17 protein-coding genes are annotated in these 20,623 nt (G+C 71.0%); 8 read left to right on the top strand and 9 right to left on the bottom strand.

The window, feature by feature from the left end:
* Positions 1-873 precede the first annotated feature (873 nt).
* Positions 874-1,914, bottom strand: coding sequence for a LacI family DNA-binding transcriptional regulator (locus tag MUY22_RS00160; protein WP_247055677.1), 1,041 nt, complete (start codon positions 1,912-1,914; stop codon positions 874-876).
* Positions 1,915-2,231: 317 nt separating this feature from the next.
* Here MUY22_RS00160 and MUY22_RS00155 point away from each other — a divergent pair, with 317 nt between their 5' ends.
* The 6 genes from MUY22_RS00155 to MUY22_RS00130 all read left to right on the top strand — a co-directional run bounded on the left by MUY22_RS00155 (position 2,232) and on the right by MUY22_RS00130 (position 8,939).
* A complete protein-coding gene (locus MUY22_RS00155; protein ID WP_247055676.1) occupies positions 2,232-2,636 on the top strand; it encodes a nitroreductase family deazaflavin-dependent oxidoreductase in 405 nt (134 codons plus the stop codon).
* A gap of 63 nt (positions 2,637-2,699) precedes the next feature.
* A complete protein-coding gene (locus MUY22_RS00150) occupies positions 2,700-3,464 on the top strand; it encodes a 1-acyl-sn-glycerol-3-phosphate acyltransferase (RefSeq protein ID WP_247055674.1) in 765 nt (254 codons plus the stop codon).
* Positions 3,465-3,513: 49 nt separating this feature from the next.
* Positions 3,514-4,905, top strand: coding sequence for a dihydrolipoyl dehydrogenase (lpdA, locus tag MUY22_RS00145; protein WP_247055671.1), 1,392 nt, complete (start codon positions 3,514-3,516; stop codon positions 4,903-4,905).
* A gap of 300 nt (positions 4,906-5,205) precedes the next feature.
* Positions 5,206-6,108 carry an NADP-dependent oxidoreductase gene (locus MUY22_RS00140; protein WP_247055669.1) on the top strand — a complete coding sequence of 301 codons (903 nt, stop codon included), beginning with the start codon at positions 5,206-5,208 and terminating at the stop codon, positions 6,106-6,108.
* Positions 6,109-6,244: 136 nt separating this feature from the next.
* The gene (locus MUY22_RS00135; RefSeq protein ID WP_247055667.1) at positions 6,245-8,146 is read left to right on the top strand and encodes a S8 family serine peptidase; all 1,902 of its coding nucleotides are present in this window, start codon (positions 6,245-6,247) and stop codon (positions 8,144-8,146) included.
* 58 nt (positions 8,147-8,204) lie between these two features.
* Positions 8,205-8,939, top strand: a complete 735-nt coding sequence (locus MUY22_RS00130; protein ID WP_247055665.1) for an SDR family oxidoreductase — start codon at positions 8,205-8,207, stop codon at positions 8,937-8,939.
* On the opposite strand, the gene MUY22_RS00125 is transcribed toward MUY22_RS00130, so the two are convergent.
* Entirely contained in the window at positions 8,936-9,943 is a 1,008-nt protein-coding gene (locus tag MUY22_RS00125; protein WP_247055663.1) for an SDR family oxidoreductase, read from the bottom strand. The genes MUY22_RS00130 and MUY22_RS00125 overlap by 4 nt on opposite strands.
* Before the next feature lie 70 nt (positions 9,944-10,013).
* Between MUY22_RS00125 and MUY22_RS00120 the strand changes: the two genes are divergently transcribed.
* Positions 10,014-10,892, top strand: coding sequence for a LysR family transcriptional regulator (locus tag MUY22_RS00120; RefSeq protein ID WP_247055660.1), 879 nt, complete (start codon positions 10,014-10,016; stop codon positions 10,890-10,892).
* Here the strand turns inward: MUY22_RS00120 and MUY22_RS00115 are convergent.
* Both MUY22_RS00115 and MUY22_RS00110 read right to left on the bottom strand, forming a co-directional pair.
* Positions 10,889-11,464 (bottom strand): nucleotidyltransferase domain-containing protein, encoded by a 576-nt coding sequence (locus MUY22_RS00115; RefSeq protein WP_247055659.1) that lies wholly within the window; start codon positions 11,462-11,464, stop codon positions 10,889-10,891. The two genes, MUY22_RS00120 and MUY22_RS00115, sit on opposite strands and share 4 nt — an antisense overlap.
* Positions 11,461-12,894: an ABC transporter substrate-binding protein gene (locus MUY22_RS00110; protein WP_247055657.1), complete on the bottom strand. Its 1,434-nt coding sequence runs from the start codon at positions 12,892-12,894 to the stop codon at positions 11,461-11,463. The genes MUY22_RS00115 and MUY22_RS00110 overlap by 4 nt, the downstream gene beginning before the upstream one ends.
* 95 nt (positions 12,895-12,989) lie before the next feature.
* Here MUY22_RS00110 and MUY22_RS00105 point away from each other — a divergent pair, with 95 nt between their 5' ends.
* Positions 12,990-14,324: an LVIVD repeat-containing protein gene (locus MUY22_RS00105; protein WP_247055655.1), complete on the top strand. Its 1,335-nt coding sequence runs from the start codon at positions 12,990-12,992 to the stop codon at positions 14,322-14,324.
* A 78-nt stretch (positions 14,325-14,402) separates the two neighbouring features.
* Here the strand turns inward: MUY22_RS00105 and MUY22_RS00100 are convergent, their stop codons facing one another.
* From MUY22_RS00100 to MUY22_RS00080, 5 genes are all read right to left on the bottom strand, one after another.
* The gene (locus MUY22_RS00100; protein WP_247055652.1) at positions 14,403-15,992 is read right to left on the bottom strand and encodes an alpha-amylase family glycosyl hydrolase; all 1,590 of its coding nucleotides are present in this window, start codon (positions 15,990-15,992) and stop codon (positions 14,403-14,405) included.
* A 42-nt stretch (positions 15,993-16,034) separates the two neighbouring features.
* On the bottom strand, positions 16,035-16,904 hold the full coding sequence (locus MUY22_RS00095) for a carbohydrate ABC transporter permease (protein ID WP_247055650.1): 870 nt from the start codon (positions 16,902-16,904) through the stop codon (positions 16,035-16,037).
* Positions 16,901-17,875, bottom strand: a complete 975-nt coding sequence (locus tag MUY22_RS00090) for a carbohydrate ABC transporter permease (RefSeq protein WP_247055648.1) — start codon at positions 17,873-17,875, stop codon at positions 16,901-16,903. The genes MUY22_RS00095 and MUY22_RS00090 overlap by 4 nt, the downstream gene beginning before the upstream one ends.
* On the bottom strand, positions 17,853-19,229 hold the full coding sequence (locus tag MUY22_RS00085) for an ABC transporter substrate-binding protein (RefSeq protein ID WP_247055646.1): 1,377 nt from the start codon (positions 19,227-19,229) through the stop codon (positions 17,853-17,855). The genes MUY22_RS00090 and MUY22_RS00085 overlap by 23 nt, the downstream gene beginning before the upstream one ends.
* 313 nt (positions 19,230-19,542) lie before the next feature.
* Positions 19,543-20,550, bottom strand: coding sequence for a LacI family DNA-binding transcriptional regulator (locus MUY22_RS00080; RefSeq protein ID WP_247055644.1), 1,008 nt, complete (start codon positions 20,548-20,550; stop codon positions 19,543-19,545).
* Positions 20,551-20,623 lie beyond the last annotated feature (73 nt).

Genomic DNA, 20,623 nt, shown 5'->3' with positions numbered 1-20,623 from the left:
TCGTGGCGCGAGTTCGGCGACTTGGCGGCCGGTTCGGTCGGCGCTTGGGGAGGGAGAGGTGGTTTCCTGCGGCGCGACTTCGGCGGTTTGGCGGGGCCGTTTGGTCTGGGCCTGGTGTGTGGTGCTTCTCGCGGAGTGATTCGCCCGGCTTGTCCGGTCAGAGTCGGGCGGCGGGCATTCACCGAGCGCGACTTCGCCGGCTTGTCCGGCTTGTTCGGTCTGGACCTGGGGGATGGGCGGTGCTTGTCGCGGCGCGATTCGGTGGCTCGGCCGGCCTGTTCGGCCTGGACTTGAGGATGGCGGTGCTCGTCGCGGCGCGATTCGGTGGCTCGGCTTGGCCGTCGGGGCAGTGCTTGGGGCGAGCGGTGCATTCGTGCGGCACGATTCGGCGGCCCTGCCGGTCGGCGCTCGGGCGTGCGTTCTCGCGCGGGGGTGATTCGCCGGCTCGCGCGGGTCGGCCGGTCACCGTTCGGGCGGGGTGTTGCTTTCTCCGAGCGCGTCTTCGCCGGCTTGTCCGGCCTGTTCGGCCGGCGCTTGGGGGCGCGGTGCTTTCTCGCGAAGTGAATGCGCGGGCTCGGCCGCCCCGTTCGGCCTGCGCTCGGCGGCGGTGCTTCTCGCGGCGTGAACTCGCCGGTCCGTTCGGTCGGCGCGGCGCAGCTCTCGCGCAGGCACAACCGGTCGGCGATTCGGCCGGCGTTCGGCGTGCGGTGCGTTCGCCTGGCACGACCCTGGCGGCCCGGCCGGAGCGTCGGGTCGGCACGGGGGAGCGTGCGGTCCTCTCGCGCAGCCGGCTCGTTGGTCGTTCGGCCGGCGCTGGGGGCGTGCGGTGCGTTCGCCCGGCGTGACTTCGGCGGCTTGGCCGGGGCGGTCGGGTCAGCGTTGGGGGCGGGCGGTGCTCTCGCGCAGTACTACTTCGCCCGCCAGGCGGATCGTCCTCGGGCGGCTGGCGCTGCCGCCCTTGATGGCCAGGTCCATTGCTCGCTCGCCCAGTTCCTCCAGTGGGAGCCGGACGGTGGTCAGGGCTGGGGCCAGGTCGCGGACTACCGGGATGTCGTCGAAGCCCGCCAGGGAGATGTCACCGGGGATGGACAGGCCCGCCTCGCGCAATGCTGTCATCGCGCCGATCGCCATCACGTCCGTGACGGCGAAGATGCAGGTGGGCAGCTTGCGCTTGCGGCCGGCCAGCAGCTGCTTGGTCGCCTCGTAACCGCCGTCGCGGGTGAATGCGCCCTCGACCACGTCGTCCTCGCGCAGGTCGATGCCGTGTGCGGCCAGGCCGTCGGTGAAGCCGGCCAGCCGGTCGATGACCGTGCTCAGGCGGCGCGGGCCGGCCAGTACGGCGAAGCGTTTGTGGCCGAGGCCGACCAGCGCGTTCGCCAGTTCGGCGGCGCCGCCCTTGTTGTCCGGCTGGACGGTGTCGATCTTGAGGCCGCGGTGGCGGCTGACCGCCGCCACCTGGCCGCCGCCCCGGCGGTAGGGCTCCAGCTCCGCGGCCATCGCGCGCTCCCACGCCCGGTCCTCGAACGCCGAGCCGATCAGCAGGATGGCCGCGGCCCGTTGTGCGCGCAGCGTCGAGACGTAGGCGACCTCGCGGTCCGGGTCGCGGAACGTGCCGGCCAGCATCACCAGCAGCCCGTTGTCCGTGGCCACCCGCATCACCCCGCCCGCGATGGCGGCGAAGTACGGGTCGCTGACGTCGTGGCAGATCACCCCGACCGTCCGGTGCGTGCCCCCGGCGAGGGCCTGCGCGTGGGCGTTCGGGGCGTAGGCCAGCTCGGCCGCCGCGGCCGAGACCCGCTCCCGCAGGTCGGCGCGGACGGACGCGGTGCCGTTGAGCACCCGCGACGCCGTCGCGAGCGAGACGTTCGCGCTGCGTGCGACGTCTTCGAGCGTCACGTGCGGCCGGGCCTTCATGGATCCTCCAAGATCGGTCTCGGGCGTGCGGCCCGCATACCCTGCTCGTCGGCCGGGCGGTGCCGGCGGCGTGCTGCCGGACCGGGGGCGACGGGAACGCAATCTACTGGGGAGGAGTGCGGGAACCGAGAGGGTAAGCCCGCTCCGGTTCGCCCAGGTGGTCCGGGTGGTGGTCACAGCCTCGACGCCGGCCGGAATTTACCCCGATCGAGTGACGCGGCTCCGGGGAAGATCGACGGTGGGCCGGGTGTTGCACACCAGGAGAACCACGACGTGGTGAGTTCGCCACGCCCCGAAGATCACGAGAGGACCACCGCATGCTGTTCGGTGACGAGCACGTCCGCCGCTACGAGGAGACCGACGGAGAGGTCGGGCACGAGTGGCGGGACGGCGTCCCGGCCCTGGTGCTGACCACCACCGGCCGCAAGACCGGCCAGGAGCGGAAGTTCGCCCTCATCTACCAGGAGGTGGAGGGCGACGCGGTGATCGTCGCCTCCAAGGGCGGCGCCCCGAACCACCCCGGCTGGTACTTCAACCTCCTCGAGCACCCCGAGGTCGGCGTGCAGGTGAAGGCCGACAAGTACCGGGCCCGCGCCCGCACGGCCTCCGGCGAGGAGCGCGCGAAGCTGTGGGACGCGCTCGCCGCCGTCTGGCCGGACTACAACGAGTACGCGAAGAAGACCGACCGCGAGATCCCCGTCGTGGTGCTCGAGCGGCTGTGATCTGCGCCGCGTTCCGGGCGTGACCGGGGCGATCCGGCCGGTCGTCGGCTACGAATTACGTCCATGACCGACCGCTGGACCGCCCTCGACCTCGAGGGTGAGCTGCTCACCCGACGCCAGATGATCGCCTACGGCCGGCGCTTCGCCCGCGCCGGCCGGGGCGCCTGGTACAGCTTCGCGATCGAGGTGGTCTGGCAGTTCCTCGTCCAGACCACCCGGTTCCGGGTGCGGGGCTCGGGGAACATCCCGAAGACCGGCGGGGTGCTGGTGGCCTCCAACCACCTGTCGTTCGCCGACCCGACCACGCTGACCGCGTTCTGCCTCGCCGCCGGCCGCGTGCCGCGGTACCTGGCCAAAGCCTCCCTGTGGAACCTCCCGGTGGTCCGTTCGGTGATGCGTTCCGGGCGCCACATCCCGGTCTACCGCGGCGCCGCGACGGCGTCCGAGGCCTTCCGCGACGCGGTCGCGTCCGTGAAGGCCGGCGAGTGCGTCGCGATCTTCCCGGAGGCGACGTTCTCGAAGGACCCCGCCGGCTGGCCGATGCGCGGCAAGACCGGCGTCGCCCGGATCGCCCTGGAGACCGGCGCGCCGGTGATCCCGGTGGCCAACTGGGGGACGCACCGCCTGCTACCGGCCACCGCGTGGTTCCCCCGCGGCCTGCCGCGCAAGACCGTCGAGCTGGTCGCCGGGCCGCCGGTCGACCTGTCCGACCTCGCCGGCCGCGAGCTGACCCGCGCGGTGCTCGAGGAGGCGACGGCCCGCATCATGGCGGCGGTGACGGACCTGCTCGCGACGCTGCGCGGCGAGCGCCCGCCGGTCGCCGCCTGAGGCCCGGGTCACCCCGCCGGGCGGGGCGCCGAAGGGTAGTTTCGGAAGCATGAGTGCACAACACTTCGATGTCGTCGTGCTGGGAGCCGGGGTAGGTGGCTACGTCGCGGCGATCCGGGCGTCCCAGCTGGGGCTGAGCGCCGCCGTGGTCGAGGAGAAGTACTGGGGTGGGGTCTGCCTGAACGTCGGGTGCATCCCGTCGAAGGCGTTGCTGCGCAACGCCGAACTGGCGCACGTGGTGACGCAGGAGGCGAAGGCGTTCGGCATCTCGTCCGACAGCCCGATCCGCGTCGACTACACGGCCGCCTACGAGCGGAGCCGCAAGGTCGCGGACGGGCGCGTCAAGGGCGTGCACTTCCTGATGAAGAAGAACAAGATCACCGAGTTCGACGGGCACGGCACGTTCGTCGACGACCACACCCTCGAGGTGAACGGCTCGCAGGTGAGTTTCGACCACTGCGTCATCGCGACGGGTGCGACGACGAAGCTGCTGCCGGGCACCTCGCGCAGCTCGCGGGTCGTGACGTACGAAGAGCAGATCCTCTCCAGCGAGCTGCCGTCGAGCATCATCATCGCCGGGGCCGGCGCGATCGGCGTCGAGTTCGCCTACGTGCTGCACAACTACGGGGTCGACGTCACGATCGTCGAGTTCCTCGACCGGATGGTCCCGCTGGAGGACGCCGAGGTGTCGGCGGAGCTGGCCAAGCGGTACCGCAAGCTCGGCATCAAGGTGCTGACCTCGACCCGGGTCGAGTCGATCGACGAGTCGGACGCGTCGGTGCACGTGACGGTGTCGTCGGAGAAGGACGGCAAGCAGGTCCTCGAAGCGGACAAGGTGCTGCAGGCGATCGGCTTCCAGCCGCGGGTCGAGGGTTACGGCCTGGACAAGACGGGCGTCGCCCTGACCGACCGCGGCGCCATCGCCATCGACGGCCGAGGGCGCACGAACGTCGACCACATCTTCGCGATCGGCGACGTGACGGCGAAGCTGATGCTGGCGCACGCGTCCGAGTCGATGGGCGTGGTGGCGGCGGAGACGATCGCGGGCGCCGAGACGATGGAGCTCGACTTCCCGATGATCCCGCGCGCGACGTACTGCCAGCCGCAGATCGCGAGCTTCGGGTGGACCGAAGAGCAGGCGCGCGAAAAGGGCTACGACGTCAAGGTGGCGAAGTTTCCCTTCACCGCGAACGGCAAGGCGCAGGGCCTCGGTGACGCGGGTGGGTTCGTCAAGCTGATCAGCGACGCGAAGTACGGCGAGCTGATCGGCGGTCACCTCATCGGGCCGGACGTCACGGAGCTGCTGCCGGAGCTGACGCTGGCGCAGCAGTGGGACCTGACGGTGCACGAGGTTTCGCGCAACGTGCACGCGCACCCGACGCTGGGTGAAGCGGTGAAGGAAGCCTTGCACGGCCTCGCGGGGCACATGATCAACATGTAGGTCGCCGCCCGCCCTGGCCCGCGGTCGCGGGTCGGGGCGGGCGGGGGTCTCGGTGGTCCGGGTCTGAGCCATGTCTGCACGCTACGAACGGGCACCGACAGTTTCGGCGGGGGCGTGGGGTGGTGGACCTCGATCGGTCCCGGAAACTGTTGCGGCGCAACGAGATACTCGATCGGGTGAAAGGTCTCGGACGGCCGGGCCGGCATCTCGCCGGCGGGTGTTCGACGCAGACCGCGTGAACGTCTTGACCTCCAGGTAGCTCGAAGTATCAAGCTGAGGGCCGACAACCTGGAGGGAATCATGAAAGCCGCAGCCTTCACCGAGTTCGGTGGGCCCGAGGTGCTGAGGGTCCTCGATCTGCCCGAGCCGCACGCGGGGCCCGGGCAGGTCAGGGTGCGTGTGAAAGCCGCCGGTGTGCAGCCCTACGACGCCGCCGTGCGGGCCGGGTGGGAGCCGCCGGGTCTCGAGCTCACCTGGCCGCGGGTGCCCGGGAACGAGTTCGCCGGGGTGGTCGACGAAAGCCGGTCCGACATGGCGGTGGGCACCGAGGTGCTCGGGTTCACCGCGGTCCGGGCCGCCGCCGAGTTCATCGTCGTGCCCGCCTCCGACGTCACGCCGAAACCGCCGGAGATGCCGTGGGAGGTGGCCGGCGGGTTCACCGCGGGGACGCAGACCGCGTCGATCGCCTTGGAAGTGTTGCAGGTCAAGGAAGGCGAGACGCTGCTCGTGCACGGCGCCGCCGGGGCCGTCGGGACCGCGGCCGTGCAGCTCGCGCGGCTCAAGGGTGCCACGGTGGTCGGGACGGCGAGTGCGGCCAACCAGAACTACGTCCGCGAGCTGGGTGCGACCGCCGTCGTCTACGGCGACGGGCTCAAGGCACGGGTCGAGGCCGCCGCGCCGCAGGGGGTCGACGTCGTGCTCGACGGGGCCGGTGGGCCCGCGCTCGAGGTGTCCCTCGAACTGGTGAAGCGGCGCGACCGGATCCTGACGCTCGTCGAGCACGGGAAGGCTGCCGGGCTCGGCGTGCTCGTCTCGAAGTCCGGACGGTCTGCCGCGCGTCTCGCCGAGCTGGCCGCGCTGTACGCGAAGGGTGACTTGCGCTTCCTCGTGCGCCGCGCTTACCCGTTCTCCGAGGCCGCCGCGGCCCACCGGGAAATCGAGACCGGGCACGGCCGGGGAAAAATCGTTCTCACGTTTCCTTGATCGTTCCACGATGTGGACGGCTGGACGTTCCCGACTTTGGTCGCTGGACCGGTGATCGGTCACTCCTTAGATTCTCCCCATTACACCCGGTCGGGTGTCATTCGGTCGAGTGGCCGAGTACCACAGGGAGAAATCGATGGTGAGATTCAGCCGGGTCGCCGCGCACGCGGTTCCGCTGACGGTCGGCGCCTTGCTGTTGTCGACGGGGGTCGCCGTGGCCCAGCCGTCCACGGTGGACGCCGCGACCGCGCGCACCGAGGCGGGCATCAGCGCGCTGCAGAGCATCAAGAAGAGCCTGACCCCGGCCGAGCGCAAGCAATCGAGCCAACTGGTCGTCGAGAAGCGGTTGCGCGCCGACCACTCCCTGGCCGCGAAGCTGCCGGAATACCGCTCCGGCGTCGGCGTGAGCGGTGCCGGCACCGTCTCGGTCGACATCGCCACCCGCGACCAGGCCGTCGCGAACGCCGTCAAGGCGGCGGGCGGCACCGTCCGCTACGCCGCGCCGGACGCCGTCCGCGCCGAGTTGCCGCTGTCCGTTTTGGACGCGATCGCCGGCCGCGCCGACGTCACCGAGGTCAAGCCCGCCGCCCAGGCCACGACCTGGAGCGAACCGGGCAACCGCGACCTGCGCCAGGCGCTCGCCGCGCAGGCCGCCGCCGCGACGCAGGTGTCCGAAGGGGACAAAGCGCACGGCACCGACACCGCGCGCACCACCTACGGCGTCAGCGGCTCCGGTGTGAAGGTCTGCGTGCTCTCCGACGGCGTCGACTCGCTGGCGAAGTCGCAGACGGCCGGCGAGCTGCCGACCGTCGACGTCCTGTCCGGCCAGAAGGGCAGCGGCGACGAGGGCACCGCGATGCTCGAGATCGTCCACGACCTCGCGCCCAACGCCACGCTCGGCTTCGCGACGGCGTTCACCAGCGAAGCGAGCTTCGCCGCGAACATCCGCGCGCTGCGCACCACGAGCCACTGCCAGATCATCGTCGACGACGTCTCCTACTTCGACGAGTCGCCGTTCCAGGACACCCAGGTCGCGCAGGCCGTCAACGACGTCACCGCGGCCGGCGTCCTCTACTTCTCCTCGGCCGGCAACTCGGGCAACGCGACCGACGGCACCAGCGGCTACTACGAGGGCGACTTCCGCGCGTCCTCGACGAAGATCAGCGGCGTCACCGGCACCCCGCACGACTTCGACCCCAGCGCCACCACGCAGAACTTCGACGCCCTTTCGGCGGGCTCGCTCGGCAAGCCGGTGACGCTGTTCTGGTCCGACCCGTGGGGTCGCTCCGCCAACGACTACGACCTGTTCATCCTGAACTCCGCGGGCAGCGTCGTGGCCTCCAGCGAGAACGGCCAGTCCGGCTCGCAGAACCCGTACGAGATCGCGAACGTCCCGGCCACCGGCTCCGGCTACAAGGTCGCCGTGGTCAAGTACAGCGGCGCCGACCGCTTCATCGCGCTCAACGTGATCCGCGGCCGGTTCGTCGCTTCGGGCTCGCTCAAGGCGTTCAGCACCAACGGCGTCACGAACGGCCACTCTGCCGCGGCGAGCGCGTTCAGCGTGGCGGCGGCCCCGGCGGCGGGCGCGTTCACCCGGCCGCTGGAGACCGGTGACCCGGCCAACCCGGCCGGCCCCTACCCCGGCGTGTTCACCGCGTCGAGCAAGTGGGAACGGTTCTCCTCCGACGGCAAGCGGCACCTGTTCTACAACGCCGACGGCACCGCGATCACCGCGGGCAACGTGTCCTCGACCGGCGGCACGACGCGCAACAAGCCGGACATCACGGCGGCCGACGGCGTCTCGACCTCGGTGACGGGCTTCCAGCCGTTCTTCGGGACGTCGGCGGCGGCCCCGCACGCGGCGGCCATCGCGGCGCTGCTGCTGTCGGGCAAGCCGACGGCGACCCCGGCGCAGATCCGCAGCGCGCTGGTGTCGAGCGCGATCGACCTGGGCACCCCCGGGTTCGACACGGTGACCGGCAACGGCCTGATCATGACGGGCCCGGCGCTCGCCGCGCTCGGGGTCCAGCCGAAGTAGTTCCTCCTTCGCGAAAGGGCCCGGCACTCGCCGGGCCCTTTCGTTTAGGGTCGGCGGCATGGTGAAGACGGCGGTGGTGACCGGGGCCGGATCGGGCATCGGGCGGGCGGTGGCGCGAGCGCTGCTCGACGAGGGCTTCGAGGTCGCGCTCGCCGGGCGGCGGGCCGACGCGCTGGCCGAGACCGCGGAAGGGCGCGAAACCGCGCTCGTCGTGCCCACCGACGTCGCCGACGAGGACTCCGTCAAAGCCCTCTTCGACGCCGTTCGCGACCGCTGGGGACGGCTCGACCTGCTGGTCAACAACGCCGGGATCGGCGCCGCGGGTACCGTCGCCGACCTGTCCGTCGCGGACTGGAAGCGCACCGTCGACGTCAACCTCACCGGGATGTTCCTCTGCGCTCAGCAGGCCGTGCTGCTGATGAAGGAGCAGGACCCGCGCGGCGGCCGGATCGTCAACAACGGCTCGATCTCCGCGCACGTGCCGCGGCCCGCGAGCGTCGCCTACACCGCGACGAAGCACGCCGTCACCGGCCTGACCCGGTCCATCTCGCTCGACGGCCGGGCCTGGAACGTCGCCTGCGGGCAGATCGACATCGGCAACGCGGCCACCGAGATGACCGAGCGGATGGCCGCCGGCATCCCGCAGCCCGACGGCCGGATCGTCGCGGAGCCGACGTTCGACGTCCGGCACGTCGCCGACGCGGTCGTCTACATGGCGGGGCTGCCGCTCGACACGAACGTCCAGTTCCTGACGATCACCGCGACGACCATGCCGTTCATCGGCCGCGGTTAGGGGATCACCCGGGCTTTGCGGAACTCGTCGAAGAGCCGGTAGAACATCTGCTCCGTCTCGACGTAGGTGGGGAAGCCCGCGCGGCGCGCCTTCGACGTGTCGGCGAACACGTCGTAGTCCCAGCCGAACACGAAGTCGCCGAACGCCCAGGAGGCCGAGACGTCCGCGTAGGACGCCGTGAGGCCGTGCTTCGCCGCCATCGACGTCCACAACGGACCCTTGTCGGCCATCACGTCGGACAGCGACATCCGCAGCGGGGGCGCGACGTCGAGGTCGAAGTACGCGGCCAGTTTCGGCCAGAGCTCGCGCCAGCGGAACAGGTCGCCGTTCGCGATGTTGAACGCGCCGCGCTGCCCGGTCGCCCAGACCGTCGCGCCGGCCAGGAGGTCCGCGTCCGTCATCTCCAGGAGGCTGTCGTACGCGCCGGGCTTGCCCGGGAACCGCAGCGGCAGGCCGAGTTCCTTCGAGATCGACGCGTAGACCGCGATCACCAGCGCGAGGTTCATCGGGTTGCCCAGCGCGGTGCCGCCGACCACCGACGGCCGGATCGCCGACCACGCGCCTCCTCGACGTTCCAGGAAACTCTGCTGGTCGACGTTGAACTCCGGCGGCATGTGCCCGGCGTCCGTCTCGCGCGCCGGTGTCTTGAACGGGCCGAGGTGCGCGCCGTAGACCTTGTAGCCCTGCATCAGGCTCACGTGCTCGAGGGCGGCCGTCGCCAGGGCGTCGACGAGGTTGGTCAGCATCGCCACGTTCGGCGCGACCAGCTCGGCCCACGTCGGCTTGTCCTGGTAGGCGGCGTAGAACAGATGGGTCGTGCTGGTCAGCTCGCCGACCTTCGCCCGGGTGTCGGCCGGGTCGAGCAGGTCGACGGCGACGTTCCCGGGGCCGCCGCGTCGCGACAGGCCGACGACGTCCCAGCCGCCGGCCGCCCGCAGGTGCTCGACGAGGTTCTTGCCGATGATGCCGTTCGCTCCGGCCACGAGGGCTGTCTTGCGTTCCATGAGACCAGCCTGCGCACGCTCGCGGGATAAGTCCAAGGCTTAGTTTTCAGCTCAGCGATAAGCTGTGGTCATGGCAAGTCTCCGGCAGCTCGAATACCTGGTCACGGTGGTCGACACCGGGTCGTTCACGCGCGCGGCGGAGCAGCTGCACGTGACGCAGCCCGCGTTGTCGCACCAGATGCGGGCCCTGGAGCAAGGCCTCGGCGGGCCACTGCTCGAACGGCTGCCGCGTGCCGTCCGGCTGACGCCGATGGGCCGGGCGATGCTGCCGCACGCGCGGGCGGCGCTGGCCGACGCCGAACGAGCCCGCTGCGCCGCGCGGCTCGCGTCCGGCACGACGGCGGGAGAACTGCAGGTCGCGACGGTGTACTCGGTGAGCCTCGGCGTGCTGCCGCCCGCGTTGCGCGTGTGGCGGCGCGACCGGCCCGACGTCGACGTCCGGCTGATCGAGTTCCGGCACGCCGACGAGCTGCGGGACGCGATGGCCGCGGGCGAGGCCGACGTCGCGCTGGGGCCGGTCCCGTCGGCGTGGCCGGGGCCGGTGCGGCCGCTGGGGGTCGAGGAGTTCGTCGTCGTGCTGCCCACCGACGGTGCTGCGGAGGACGACCCGGCCGGGGTGGTCGACCTGGCCACGCTCGCCGGCTGCGCGTGGGTGCACTACGCGCCGGGCAACGGCCTGGCCGAGCTGGTCGACGCCGCCTGCGCGGCGGCGGGGTTCCGCCCGCGCGCGGCGGTCCGCACCGAGCAGACGGCGGCCGCCCCGATCCTCGCGGCGGCGGGCCTCGGCCCCGCGCTGGTCCCGGCGAACGTCCTCCCGGCGCGGTTCGACGGCCGGGTGCTGCGGCCGTCGGTGCCGGTGCGGCGGACGCTTGCCGCGTACACCCGGGCGGCGCCGGATCCGCTGACGGCGGCGTTCATCGAGACTCTGGTCGCGCACGCGACGGTTTAGCCGAGCCGGTCGTGCCACGGGTGTGCGGTCCCGAGCGCGTCCGCGAGCCAGCGGCGCCGGGTGCCGTTCATGACGGGCAGGACGGCGGTGAAGTCTTGTTCGTCCTTGGGGCGGGGCCGTTCGGACTTGTAGAACAGCTGCACTTCCGGCGCTAGGTAAGGGATCCCTGCCGCCGAGTGCCTACCCAGGTCGGCGAGCGCGCGGCGCACGGTGGGGTTCCGGCGGGAGACCCAGTCGTCGCCGTCGGACTCGTCGAGCATGACCTGGATCCGCCACGGCTGCGCCGGTCCGGGGCGGCACCAGATGTCGTGGACCGTGGGCGGCAGGGTCTCGCCGGGCAGCCACGGACGCAGGGTGCCGGGTGGGTCCGCTGCCCAGCACTCCCACGCCGGCAGTGCCTCCTGGACTGCCGCCTGGTCGCGCCGGAACAGGAGGACGTCGATGTCGTCGTGCGTGCGGAAGGCGTGGCCCACCGCGAGTTCGATCGCGTAGCCGCCCGCTATCCACCACGGGGCTCGGATCCGCGAGAACAGGGTGACCACTTCGGACAGTGGTGCCGGGTCCCAGGTCATGACGTCGTGATCGCGGCCAGTGCCGGGCCGGTGAACGGGGCCGTCGTGATGTTGTGGATGCGGTCGCCCCAGACGGCGTGGCCGTGGCCCGACCACAGTGGGGCCACCGGCAGGTCGCGCAGCAGCTGGTTCTCCGCGAGCCGGTACAGCTGGCCCGCCTCGTCGGCCGTGGCCGCGGCGTCGGCGAGGGTGAGGTTCTGGTGGAACACCTCGTCCGTGTAGCCCGACGCCTCGGCCAGGGCCGACAGCAGCTCGTACGGGCTCGGTGTCGCCAGCTTGACGTCCAGTGTGGACGGTCCGTCGAGCGGGCCCGCGGGGCGAGCCTGCGCCGTCACCGAGACGTCCAGCGCCTTGTGCAGGCCGACCACCAGGGTGCGCGTCCACCCTTCGGCGCCTGGTCCGAAGTAGACGGTCGCGCCGCCCGGGAAGGCCGTCTGCTTCAGCAGTGCCTTGCCGGCCGCCGCGTCGAAGCTGCACGGGCGGCACGTGCCCGTGCGCTCGCCCGGCGCGTCCGCCGGGGGCAGCAGGGCCTTGGCCGGGTCGACCTGGTGGGCCAGCGGACCGGACTCCAGGGCCGCGCGGTCGACGCCCAGTGCGAAGCCGTGGCGGACCGTCGCGTCGGTGAACTTCGGGTCGGTCACCGGGAACGCGAGGTAGCCGGCCTGCGGCAGCGCCCACGTCGCGTGCCGGTCGCCGAACTCGTGCATGGCGTCGTGCTTCTCGCCGGGGACCTCGGTCGCCAGGTCGAGGGTGCCCGCCTTGACCGCGTCGTACTGGGCGGCCGGCTCGCCGACGCGCAGCTCGATCGTCGCGGCGCCGCCTTCGCCGACGCGCTTCAGCGTCCCGCCGGAGCCGGGCTTCCACGGCCCGTCTAGCCGGTACGGGCCGTTGCCGACCGGCGCCTTCGCGAAGCCGTTCCAGTCATGGGAGGCGAGCACCGACGCGGGCAGCGGCACCAGGCCCGGCGCCGACAGCAGCACCGGGACCTGACCGGACGGGCGGTCGAGCGTCAGGGTGAGGACGAGTCCCGACGCCTTGATCTCCTGAGCGCGCAACAGCTTCGTGAGCACCGGCGAGGCCACCCAGTGTTCGGCGGCGATCGCCCGCCAGGTGTCCACGTAGGACTGCGCGGTGACCGGGGTGCCGTCGTGGAACGTCGCGGGCCGCAGCCGCACCGTCCAGTGCACCCGGTCGGTGCTCTCGATCGACTCGGCCGCGCGCGGCGTCACCTTCCCGGTCGCCGCGTCGTAGTCGGCGAGCGGGGTCCACAGCGCGGCGGTCACCAGCCGGCCCGCCTGGTCGGAGAGGTCGGCCGGCAGCAGCGTCGCGGGTTCCCGGAGGCCGACGGACAGGACGCCGGGGGCCGGGGCGGGGTCGGAGCACCCCGTGACGGCGAGGGCCAGGACGGCCAGCAAGGCGAGCAAGCGCATGGGCCAGTCCTACCAGTCGGAAGGCAACCAAAGGCGGTTGTGTCCGGTTGATCTCCGTCGTACGGTTCGGGTGATCACGCCCTTTGGGAGGTTTTGTGCGCACCTGGCTACGGTCGTGCTTCGCCGCCGTTACCGTCAGTGCCACGCTGGTCGCGACCGGGTTGCCGGCCGCCGCCTGCGGCGAGGACGACAAACCCGCGGTCCCGGCCACGCGGACGGCGGGTGATCCGGGGGCGATCAAGAACGTCAAGTCCGTCGGCAACGTGCCCGACGCCGCCGGCGCCATCTCGATCAACTTCCTCGACTACGGCCGCCGCGACGTCATGGTCGTCTCCGGCGAGTTCGGCCTGAAGGTCTACGACCTGACGAAGAACCCGGCCGCGCCGAAGCTGGTCGGGCAGGTCAGCCTGCCGGGGCTGTGGGAAACCGAGGACACCGAGGTCGACCCGGTCCGCAAGCTGGTGTTCCTGTCCCGCGACCCGCGTGCGTTCGGCGGCACCACGCAGACCGGCGAGTCCGGCATCTACGTCGTCGACGTCGCCAAGCCCGAAGCGCCGAAGATCATCAGCTACGTGCGGGCGCCCGCCGGGCACACCACCAGCTGCGTCGACGGCTGCCGCTACCTGTGGACGGGCGGCCCGTCGAAGGCCGCCGACCAGCCGGCGGAGTGGGGCGGGCGGCCGATCTGGGTCACCGACATCCGCGACCCGAAGCACCCGAAGGTGGACCCGCAGCCGATCGAGCTGGCCCGCAACGACGGCAAGACCGACTACGTGCACGACGTCCAGGTGGACGACAACGGCGTGGCCTGGGTGTCCGGGCGCGGCGGTGTGCGCGGCTACTGGACCAGCGGCGTGCACCGCGACCCGCTGACGAACAAGCTCCGCCGCGCGACGGCGCACGAGCCGATTCCGTACGCCGGCGGCGGCATCGCCGAGACGGCGGCGCCGTCGCGGTTCATGCACAACAGCTTCCACCCGGCCGGGCACCGGGTCGGCGACGGCGCCTGGCGCGGCCAGGACCTGATCTACGCGACGGAGGAGAACTTCGTCGACGGCTGCGCGGGCGACGGCGTGCTCACGATCTCGTCGCTGGCCGGTTCCTACCACGGCGAAGGCTGGCGTTCGACGCCCGAGCAGCCCTTCCGGCTGCAGAGCGTCGGCACCTGGGGCGTCAACGGCCAGGAGGGCAGCGACCCGGCGTCCGACGACTGCTCCGCGCACTACTTCGACGTCCGCGGCAAGGTCCTCGTGCAGTCGTTCTACTCGCAGGGCACGCGGTTCCTGGACGTGAGCGACCCGACGAACCCGCGGCAGATCGCGTACTACCGCCCGGCGGACGCGAGCGCGTGGGCGCCGTACTGGCACGGGAAGTACGTCTACGTCGCGGACAACGTGCGCGGCGTGGACGTGCTGCAGCTGACGAAGTAGCCCACCGAAGCAGGTCACCGAAGTCCGTGAAGGCCTCCTTACCGGCTCTTATGGCCGGTAAGGAGGCCTTCACGGCTTTCAGGAGGTGCGGAGCCAGACCGCGGTGTCGGTCGGCAGGGAGCCGTCCACCGGGCCGCTCGCCAGCAGGACCTCGCCCGCCGGCAAGGGGACCGGTGAGGCCGAGAAGTTCAGCACGAACGTGAAGCCCGGCTCGCGCGTGAACGCCAGGACGCCGTCACCCAGCGGCAGCCACTCCAGCGTGCCCGCGCCGAGGGCCGCCTGCTCGTCCCGGATGCGCAGGCCGTCGCGGTAGAGGCTCAGCATCGACGTCGGGTCCGCGGCTTCCGCGGCGGCCGTGTACGCACTCCACTCCGCGGGCTGCGGGAGCCACGCGTCCCCGGTGCCGAAGCCGAACGGGGCCTCGGAACCCGACCACGGGATCGGGACGCGGCAGCCGTCGCGACCTGGGTCGGTGCCGTTCGTGCGGGCCCACACCGGGTCCTGGCGCAGGTCGTCGGGGATGTCGCGGATCTCCCAGAGGCCCAGCTCCTCGCCCTGGTAGACGTACAGCCCGCCCGGCAACGCGAGTGTCAGCAGCGCCGCCGCCCGGGCCCGGCGGGTGCCCAGCTCCCGGTCCACCGGCAGTTCGTGCAGCCGGTTCGCGAAGCTGAACCCGGTGTCGCCCTGCCGGCCGTAGCGCGTGACGTGCCTCGTGACGTCGTGGTTCGACAGCACCCACGCGGCCGGCGCGCCGACCTCGTCGTGCGCCCGGATCGTGCGGGTGATGACGTCGTGGAAGCGCGCGGCGTCCCACGGGCAGACCAGGAAGTCGAAGTTGAACGCCGAGTGCAGCTCGTCGCGGCGCAGGTAGCGCGCCGCGCGGGACATGTCCGGCAGCCACATCTCGCCGACCAGCACGCGCTCGCCCGCGTAGCTGTCGGCGATCTTGCGCCAGGACCGGTAGATCTCGTGCAGGCCCTCCATGTCGGAGAACGGCGTCTCGTCGCCGTCTTCGACGTCCGGCAGCCGCGGGTCCTTGACCAGCCCGTCGGCGACGTCGATGCGGAAGCCGTCGACCCCGCGGTCGAACCAGAACCGCAGGACGTCCTCGAACTCCTGGCGGATGTCCGGGTTCTCCCAGTTGAAGTCCGGCTGGCGCGAGCTGTAGAGGTGCAGGAACCACTCGCCGTCCGGCACCCGCGTCCACGCGGGTCCGCCGAAGCGCGACTTCCAGTTGTTGGGCGGCTCGGCGCCGTCCGGGCCGCGGCCGGGCCGGAACCAGAACCGCTGCCGCTCCGGCGAACCCGGGCCCGCCGCGAGCGCGGCCTGGAACCACCGGTGCTCGTCGGAGCAGTGGTTGGGCACGATGTCGATGATCACCCGGATGTTCCGGGCGTGGGCCTCGGCGAGCAGCTCCTCCGCTTCGGCGAGCGTGCCGAACAGCGGCTCGATGTCGCGGAAGTCGGCGACGTCGTAACCGCCGTCGTCCATCGGCGAGGGGTACCAGGGGGTGAACCAGATCGCGTCGATCCCCAGCTCGGCCAGGTGGTCCAGGCGCGAACGGACGCCGGCGAGGTCGCCGATGCCGTCGCCGTTGCCGTCCGCGAAGCTGCGGATGTAGACCTGGTAGATCGCCGCGCTACGCCACCAGCCGGTCTTGTCGGTCACGGAAGTGCCCTCCTAGTAGTCGTGGAAACCCCGGGCGCGGCTTCAGCCCTTGACGGCGCCGGCGGTCAGCCCGGCGAGGATCTGCCGCTGGAACGCCAGGAACAGCGCCACCATCGGCAGGCTGGCCAGCACCATCCCGGCGACGAGCACGTTGAGCGGCATGTCGATCGCCACCCGTTGCAGCATCACCGAGAGGGTCTGCTTTTCGGTGTCCGGGAACACCAGCAGCGGCCAGATGAAGTCCTTCCACGCGGTGACCACCGCGAGGATCGACACCACGGCCAGGATCGGCCGCGAGATCGGCAGGATGATCCGCCAGAGCGTGCGCACCGGCCCGGCGCCGTCGATGCGCGCCGCTTCGATCAGCTCGTCCGGGATCTGGTCGAAGAACCGCTTCAGCAGGTAGATGTTGAACGCGTTCGCCGCCGCGGGCAGCCAGACCGCGGTCGGCGAGTTGATCAGGTTGAGGTGCAGCAGCGGCAGGTCGGTCACCGTCACGTACGTCGGCACCAGCAGGGCCGTGGCCGGCAGCATCAGCGTCGCCAGCATCAGGCCCAGCACGACGTTGCCGAACTTCGGGCGCAGCTTCGACAGCGCGAACGCGGCCGGCACGTCGATGGCCAGCTGCGCCAGCCACGCGCCACCGGCGACGATCAGCGTGTTGAGGAAGTACTTGCCCAGGCTCAGCTGGTCCCACGCCTCGCCGAACGTCTCCGGGTGCCAGTCGCGCGGGATGAGCGTCGCCGGCGTCTGCGCCAGCTCCTGCGGTGACTTCATCGCCCCGGTGATCACCCAGTACAGCGGGAACATGAAAGCCAGGATGAACACCGCGAGCGTGCAGGCGAAGATCACGGCGTAGACGGCCTTGCCGCGCCGGCTGCGCAACGCGCCGGGGGAGACGAGGGTCCTCATGACTGGTCCGCCTTCCGCGTCAGCCGGACGTACCACGCCGAGAACACGCCCAGCGCGATGAACAGCAGCAGGCTCATCGCACTCGCCGAGCCGAAGTCGTTGTAGACGAAGGCGTACCGGTAGAGCAGCAGGAGCACGGTGACCGTCGAGTCGTCCGGCCCGCCGCCGGTCATCACGTACGGCTCGGTGAACACCTGCATCGTCGCGACGATCTGCAGCAGCAGGAGCACCAGCAGCACGAACCGGGTCTGCGGGAACGTGACGTGCCGCAGCCGCTGCCACATCCCGGCGCCGTCGAGCTCCGCGGCTTCGTACAGCTCGCCGGGGATCGTCCCGAGCGCGGCCAGGTAGATCAGCGTGGTGCTGCCCATGTTGGCCCAGGTGGAGACGAAGACCAGCGACAGCATCGCGGTGGTGGAGGAGTCGAGCCACTGGCCGCCGGGCAGGCCCACCGCGCCGAGCGCGGAGTTGAACAGGCCGGGACCCGGGTCGTAGAACCACTTCCACATCAGCGCGGTGACGACCGGCGGCAGCATCACCGGCAGGTACACCGCGAGCCGGAAGAACGCCTTGGCGTGCCGGATCTCGTTGAGCAGCACCGCGGTGAGGAACGGGACGGCGAACCCGAAGACCAGCGCGAGCCCGGTGAACAGGAGCGTGTTGCGCCAGGCGACGCCGAACAGCGGGTCGTCGAACAGGCGGCTGAAGTTGTCGAACCCGACCCACGTGGGCGCGTTGACGAAGTCGACCTGCTGGAAGCTCAGCAGCACGCCCCGCACGATCGGGTACCAGGAGAACATCGCGAACACCAGGAGTGCGGCGCAGAGCAGGCCGTACGCGGTGAGGTTCTCCTTCAGCTTGCGGCGCAACCGGACGCGGCGGCGCTCGGCCGGGGAGGCGGCCGGGCGCCTGGCCCGCGACGAAGACGTCGCGGGCCAGGCGAGGAGGCTACTTGACCTGGGCGAGGACACTGTTGACCTTCGACGAAGCGGACGACAGCTGCTGGTCGATGTTCGCGTTCTGGTCCGTGAGCACCGCCTGCATGACGCTGTCGAGGGCGGCGTACACCTGTTGCGCGTTGGGCGGCTCGATGCTGCCCTTGATCTTGCTGGTCGTGTCCACGTAGGACTGGTAGTTCGTGGCCGGGACGTTGGCGAACTTGGCCTTCAGGGCCAGCTGCTGGTCACGCACCGCGCCCTGCCAGACGTCCGGGGTCGGCTCGGCGGGCAGGCCGACCGGCTGCTTGCCGTCGACGTACTGCTGGATGTGCTTCTCGAAGCGGTCCGGGTTGAGGTACTTCCACTGGATCCACTCGAGGCCGGCCTTGATCTTCTCCGGCGACGCCTTCGGGTTCAGCATGTAGCCTTCGCCGCCGAGCAGGGTGCCCTGGCCGCCGGGCATGCCCGCGACGCCGTAGTCCTCGTACTTGCCGTTGAACTGCTTGACCAGCACCGGGATGTTGTCCGGCGCGGCCATGTACATGCCGAGCTGGCCGGCGCCCATCATCCGCTGCACGTCCGTGGCTTCCAGCAGCTGCTTGGCGCCCATGGAGTTGTCGGTCCAGCGCATGTCGTGCAGGTACTGCAGGGCCTGCTTGCCCTTCTCGTTGTCGAAGTCGGCGACCCACTTGTCGCCGTCCTTGCGGGCGATGTCGCCGCCCATCGAGTAGAGCCAGCTGGTCATGTGCCAGCCACCCTGGTTGTTCTTGCTGTAGTCGGCGTACCCGACGGTGCCGTTGCCCAGCGCGGCGATCTTCTTCGCGTCTTCGCGGACCTCGTCCCAGGTCGTCGGCGGCTTGTTCGGGTCGAGCCCGGCCTTCTGGAACAGCGGGCGGCTGTAGACCAGGCCCATCGTGTAGTTCATCGTCGGCAGGCCGTAGAGCTTGCCGCTCGCGTCACGGAAGTTGTCCAGCAGTTCCGGCTTGATGTCGCCGATGTGCGGGACGCTCTTCGACGCTTCCGTGATGTCCGCGGCTTGATGCCGCGTGATGATCTGCGCCGGGTCGGTGAAGTAGACGTAGTAGACGTCTTCGAGCTGGCCGCCGGCGAGCTTCGCGGAGAACGTCTTCGGGTCCATGAACCCCTCGTGGGGCTCGATCTGGATGTTCGGGTGGGATGCCTCGAACTCCTTGACGTCGGCGTCGAAGACACCGCGCTCGAACGGCTGGCTGGTGGGTGGCTGGCCGGTGACCGTGATCTTCACCTTGCCCCCGGGCGCGGCGGCGTTGCCGTCGTCGCCGCAGGCGGCCACCCCCAGTGCGAGGCCACCTGCGGCCAGCAGGCAGAACATCCGGCGGGGCAAGGATCGGGACCAGGGACTGCTCATCTCAAGCCTCTTCTCGGGTCGCGACGGCTGTCACGTGATTGCGGTCACTCTAAAGTGTGAGACCGGATCGACGCAATAAGCCGACGAGACTTTGCAAGTTACGAACAGGCCGCGAACGCGCTGGCGAGCAGATCGGATTGAGTGGGTACCCCCGAACGCCCCAATGTGGCGTTGGGTGCGCTGGACGCACCGAACGCCACATTGGGTGCGTTGGACGCACCCAACGCCACATTGGGGCGCTTGAGGGGCGCGAGAACGCAAAACGGGCCGTGGTCTCGGGAAGAGACCACGGCCCGTGGGCGTGAGTGCCGGGTTACGCGATGCGGCGGGCCGTCGAGCCGCGCACCACGAGCTCCGGCGCGAACAGCAGCTCCTCGGCCGCCACCTCGCCGCCGTTGATGCGCTTGACCAGCAGTTCGACCACCGCGCGGCCCATCGCCTCGATCGGCTGGCGGGTGGTCGTCAGGGGCGGGTCGGTGCAGTTCATCAGGGCCGAGTCGTCGTAGCCGACCACCGAGACGTCGTCGGGCACCGACAGGCCCTGCCGGCGGGCCGCGCGGACCGCGCCCAGGGCCAGCAGGTCGCTGGCGCAGAGCACCGCGGTCGCGCCGCGGGGGTAGAGCCGGGCCGCCGCCGCGTGGCCGCCTTCGATGGAGAACATCCCGTGCTCGACCAGCTCGTCGAGCACCGGCAGGCCGAGTTTCGCCGCGTACGCCTGGAACGCCTCCAGCTTGCGCTTCGACGGCACGTGGTCGGTCGGCCCGAGCACCAGCCCGATCTTCTCGTGCCCGAGCGAGCTGAGGTGCCCGACGACCTGCTCGACGGCGACGGCGTCGTCGCACGACACCTGGGGCAGCCCGAGGTGGTCGACGGCCGCGTTGATCAGCACCGTCGGGAGCCGCCGCTCGACCAGGTGGTGGTAGTGCGAGTGCACCGCGTCGGACTGCGCGTAGAGCCCGCCGGCGAACACCACGCCCGACACCTGCTGCTGCAGGAGCAGCTCGACGTACTCCGCCTCCGACACCCCGCCCGCCGTCCGGGTACAAAGGACGGGGGTGAAGCCCTGCTGCGCGAGCGCGTTGCCCATGATCTCGGCCAGGGCCGGGAAAATCGGGTTCTGCAGTTCGGGCAGTACGAGCCCGACCAGGCGGGCGCGCTCCCCGCGCAGCTGGGTGGGCCGCTCGTAACCCATCACGTCGAGCGCGGTGAGCACGGCGGCGCGGGTGCTGGCGGACACCCCCGACCGCCCGTTGAGCACCCGGCTGACCGTGGCTTCACTGACCCCGACCTGGCGGGCGACTTCGGCAAGACGACGCGTCATGAGTGAAACTTTACAGCAACTGCGCGCAAAAGTAAGACAAGCCCGTCCCGGTGTCAGGAGCCGGGACGGGCTT

Origin of the sequence: Amycolatopsis sp. WQ 127309 (genome assembly GCF_023023025.1) — a bacterium.
In the GTDB taxonomy this organism is placed as follows: domain Bacteria; phylum Actinomycetota; class Actinomycetes; order Mycobacteriales; family Pseudonocardiaceae; genus Amycolatopsis.
Note: the sequence above shows the minus strand (reverse complement) of the source record. Positions and strands in the feature narration are given on the sequence as shown.

What these genes read in the sequence shown, in the direction of transcription:
- MUY22_RS00160 (WP_247055677.1), bottom strand. Translation starts at nt 1,914, where the DNA reads ATGAAGGCCCGGCCGCACGTGACGCTCGAAGACGTCGCACGCAGCGCG.
- MUY22_RS00155 (WP_247055676.1), top strand. Translation starts at nt 2,232, where the DNA reads ATGCTGTTCGGTGACGAGCACGTCCGCCGCTACGAGGAGACCGACGGA.
- MUY22_RS00150 (WP_247055674.1), top strand. Translation starts at nt 2,700, where the DNA reads ATGACCGACCGCTGGACCGCCCTCGACCTCGAGGGTGAGCTGCTCACC.
- lpdA (WP_247055671.1), top strand. Translation starts at nt 3,514, where the DNA reads ATGAGTGCACAACACTTCGATGTCGTCGTGCTGGGAGCCGGGGTAGGT.
- MUY22_RS00140 (WP_247055669.1), top strand. Translation starts at nt 5,206, where the DNA reads ATGAAAGCCGCAGCCTTCACCGAGTTCGGTGGGCCCGAGGTGCTGAGG.
- MUY22_RS00135 (WP_247055667.1), top strand. Translation starts at nt 6,245, where the DNA reads ATGGTGAGATTCAGCCGGGTCGCCGCGCACGCGGTTCCGCTGACGGTC.
- MUY22_RS00130 (WP_247055665.1), top strand. Translation starts at nt 8,205, where the DNA reads ATGGTGAAGACGGCGGTGGTGACCGGGGCCGGATCGGGCATCGGGCGG.
- MUY22_RS00125 (WP_247055663.1), bottom strand. Translation starts at nt 9,943, where the DNA reads ATGGAACGCAAGACAGCCCTCGTGGCCGGAGCGAACGGCATCATCGGC.
- MUY22_RS00120 (WP_247055660.1), top strand. Translation starts at nt 10,014, where the DNA reads ATGGCAAGTCTCCGGCAGCTCGAATACCTGGTCACGGTGGTCGACACC.
- MUY22_RS00115 (WP_247055659.1), bottom strand. Translation starts at nt 11,464, where the DNA reads ATGACCTGGGACCCGGCACCACTGTCCGAAGTGGTCACCCTGTTCTCG.
- MUY22_RS00110 (WP_247055657.1), bottom strand. Translation starts at nt 12,894, where the DNA reads ATGCGCTTGCTCGCCTTGCTGGCCGTCCTGGCCCTCGCCGTCACGGGG.
- MUY22_RS00095 (WP_247055650.1), bottom strand. Translation starts at nt 16,904, where the DNA reads ATGAGGACCCTCGTCTCCCCCGGCGCGTTGCGCAGCCGGCGCGGCAAG.
- MUY22_RS00085 (WP_247055646.1), bottom strand. Translation starts at nt 19,229, where the DNA reads ATGAGCAGTCCCTGGTCCCGATCCTTGCCCCGCCGGATGTTCTGCCTG.
- MUY22_RS00080 (WP_247055644.1), bottom strand. Translation starts at nt 20,550, where the DNA reads ATGACGCGTCGTCTTGCCGAAGTCGCCCGCCAGGTCGGGGTCAGTGAA.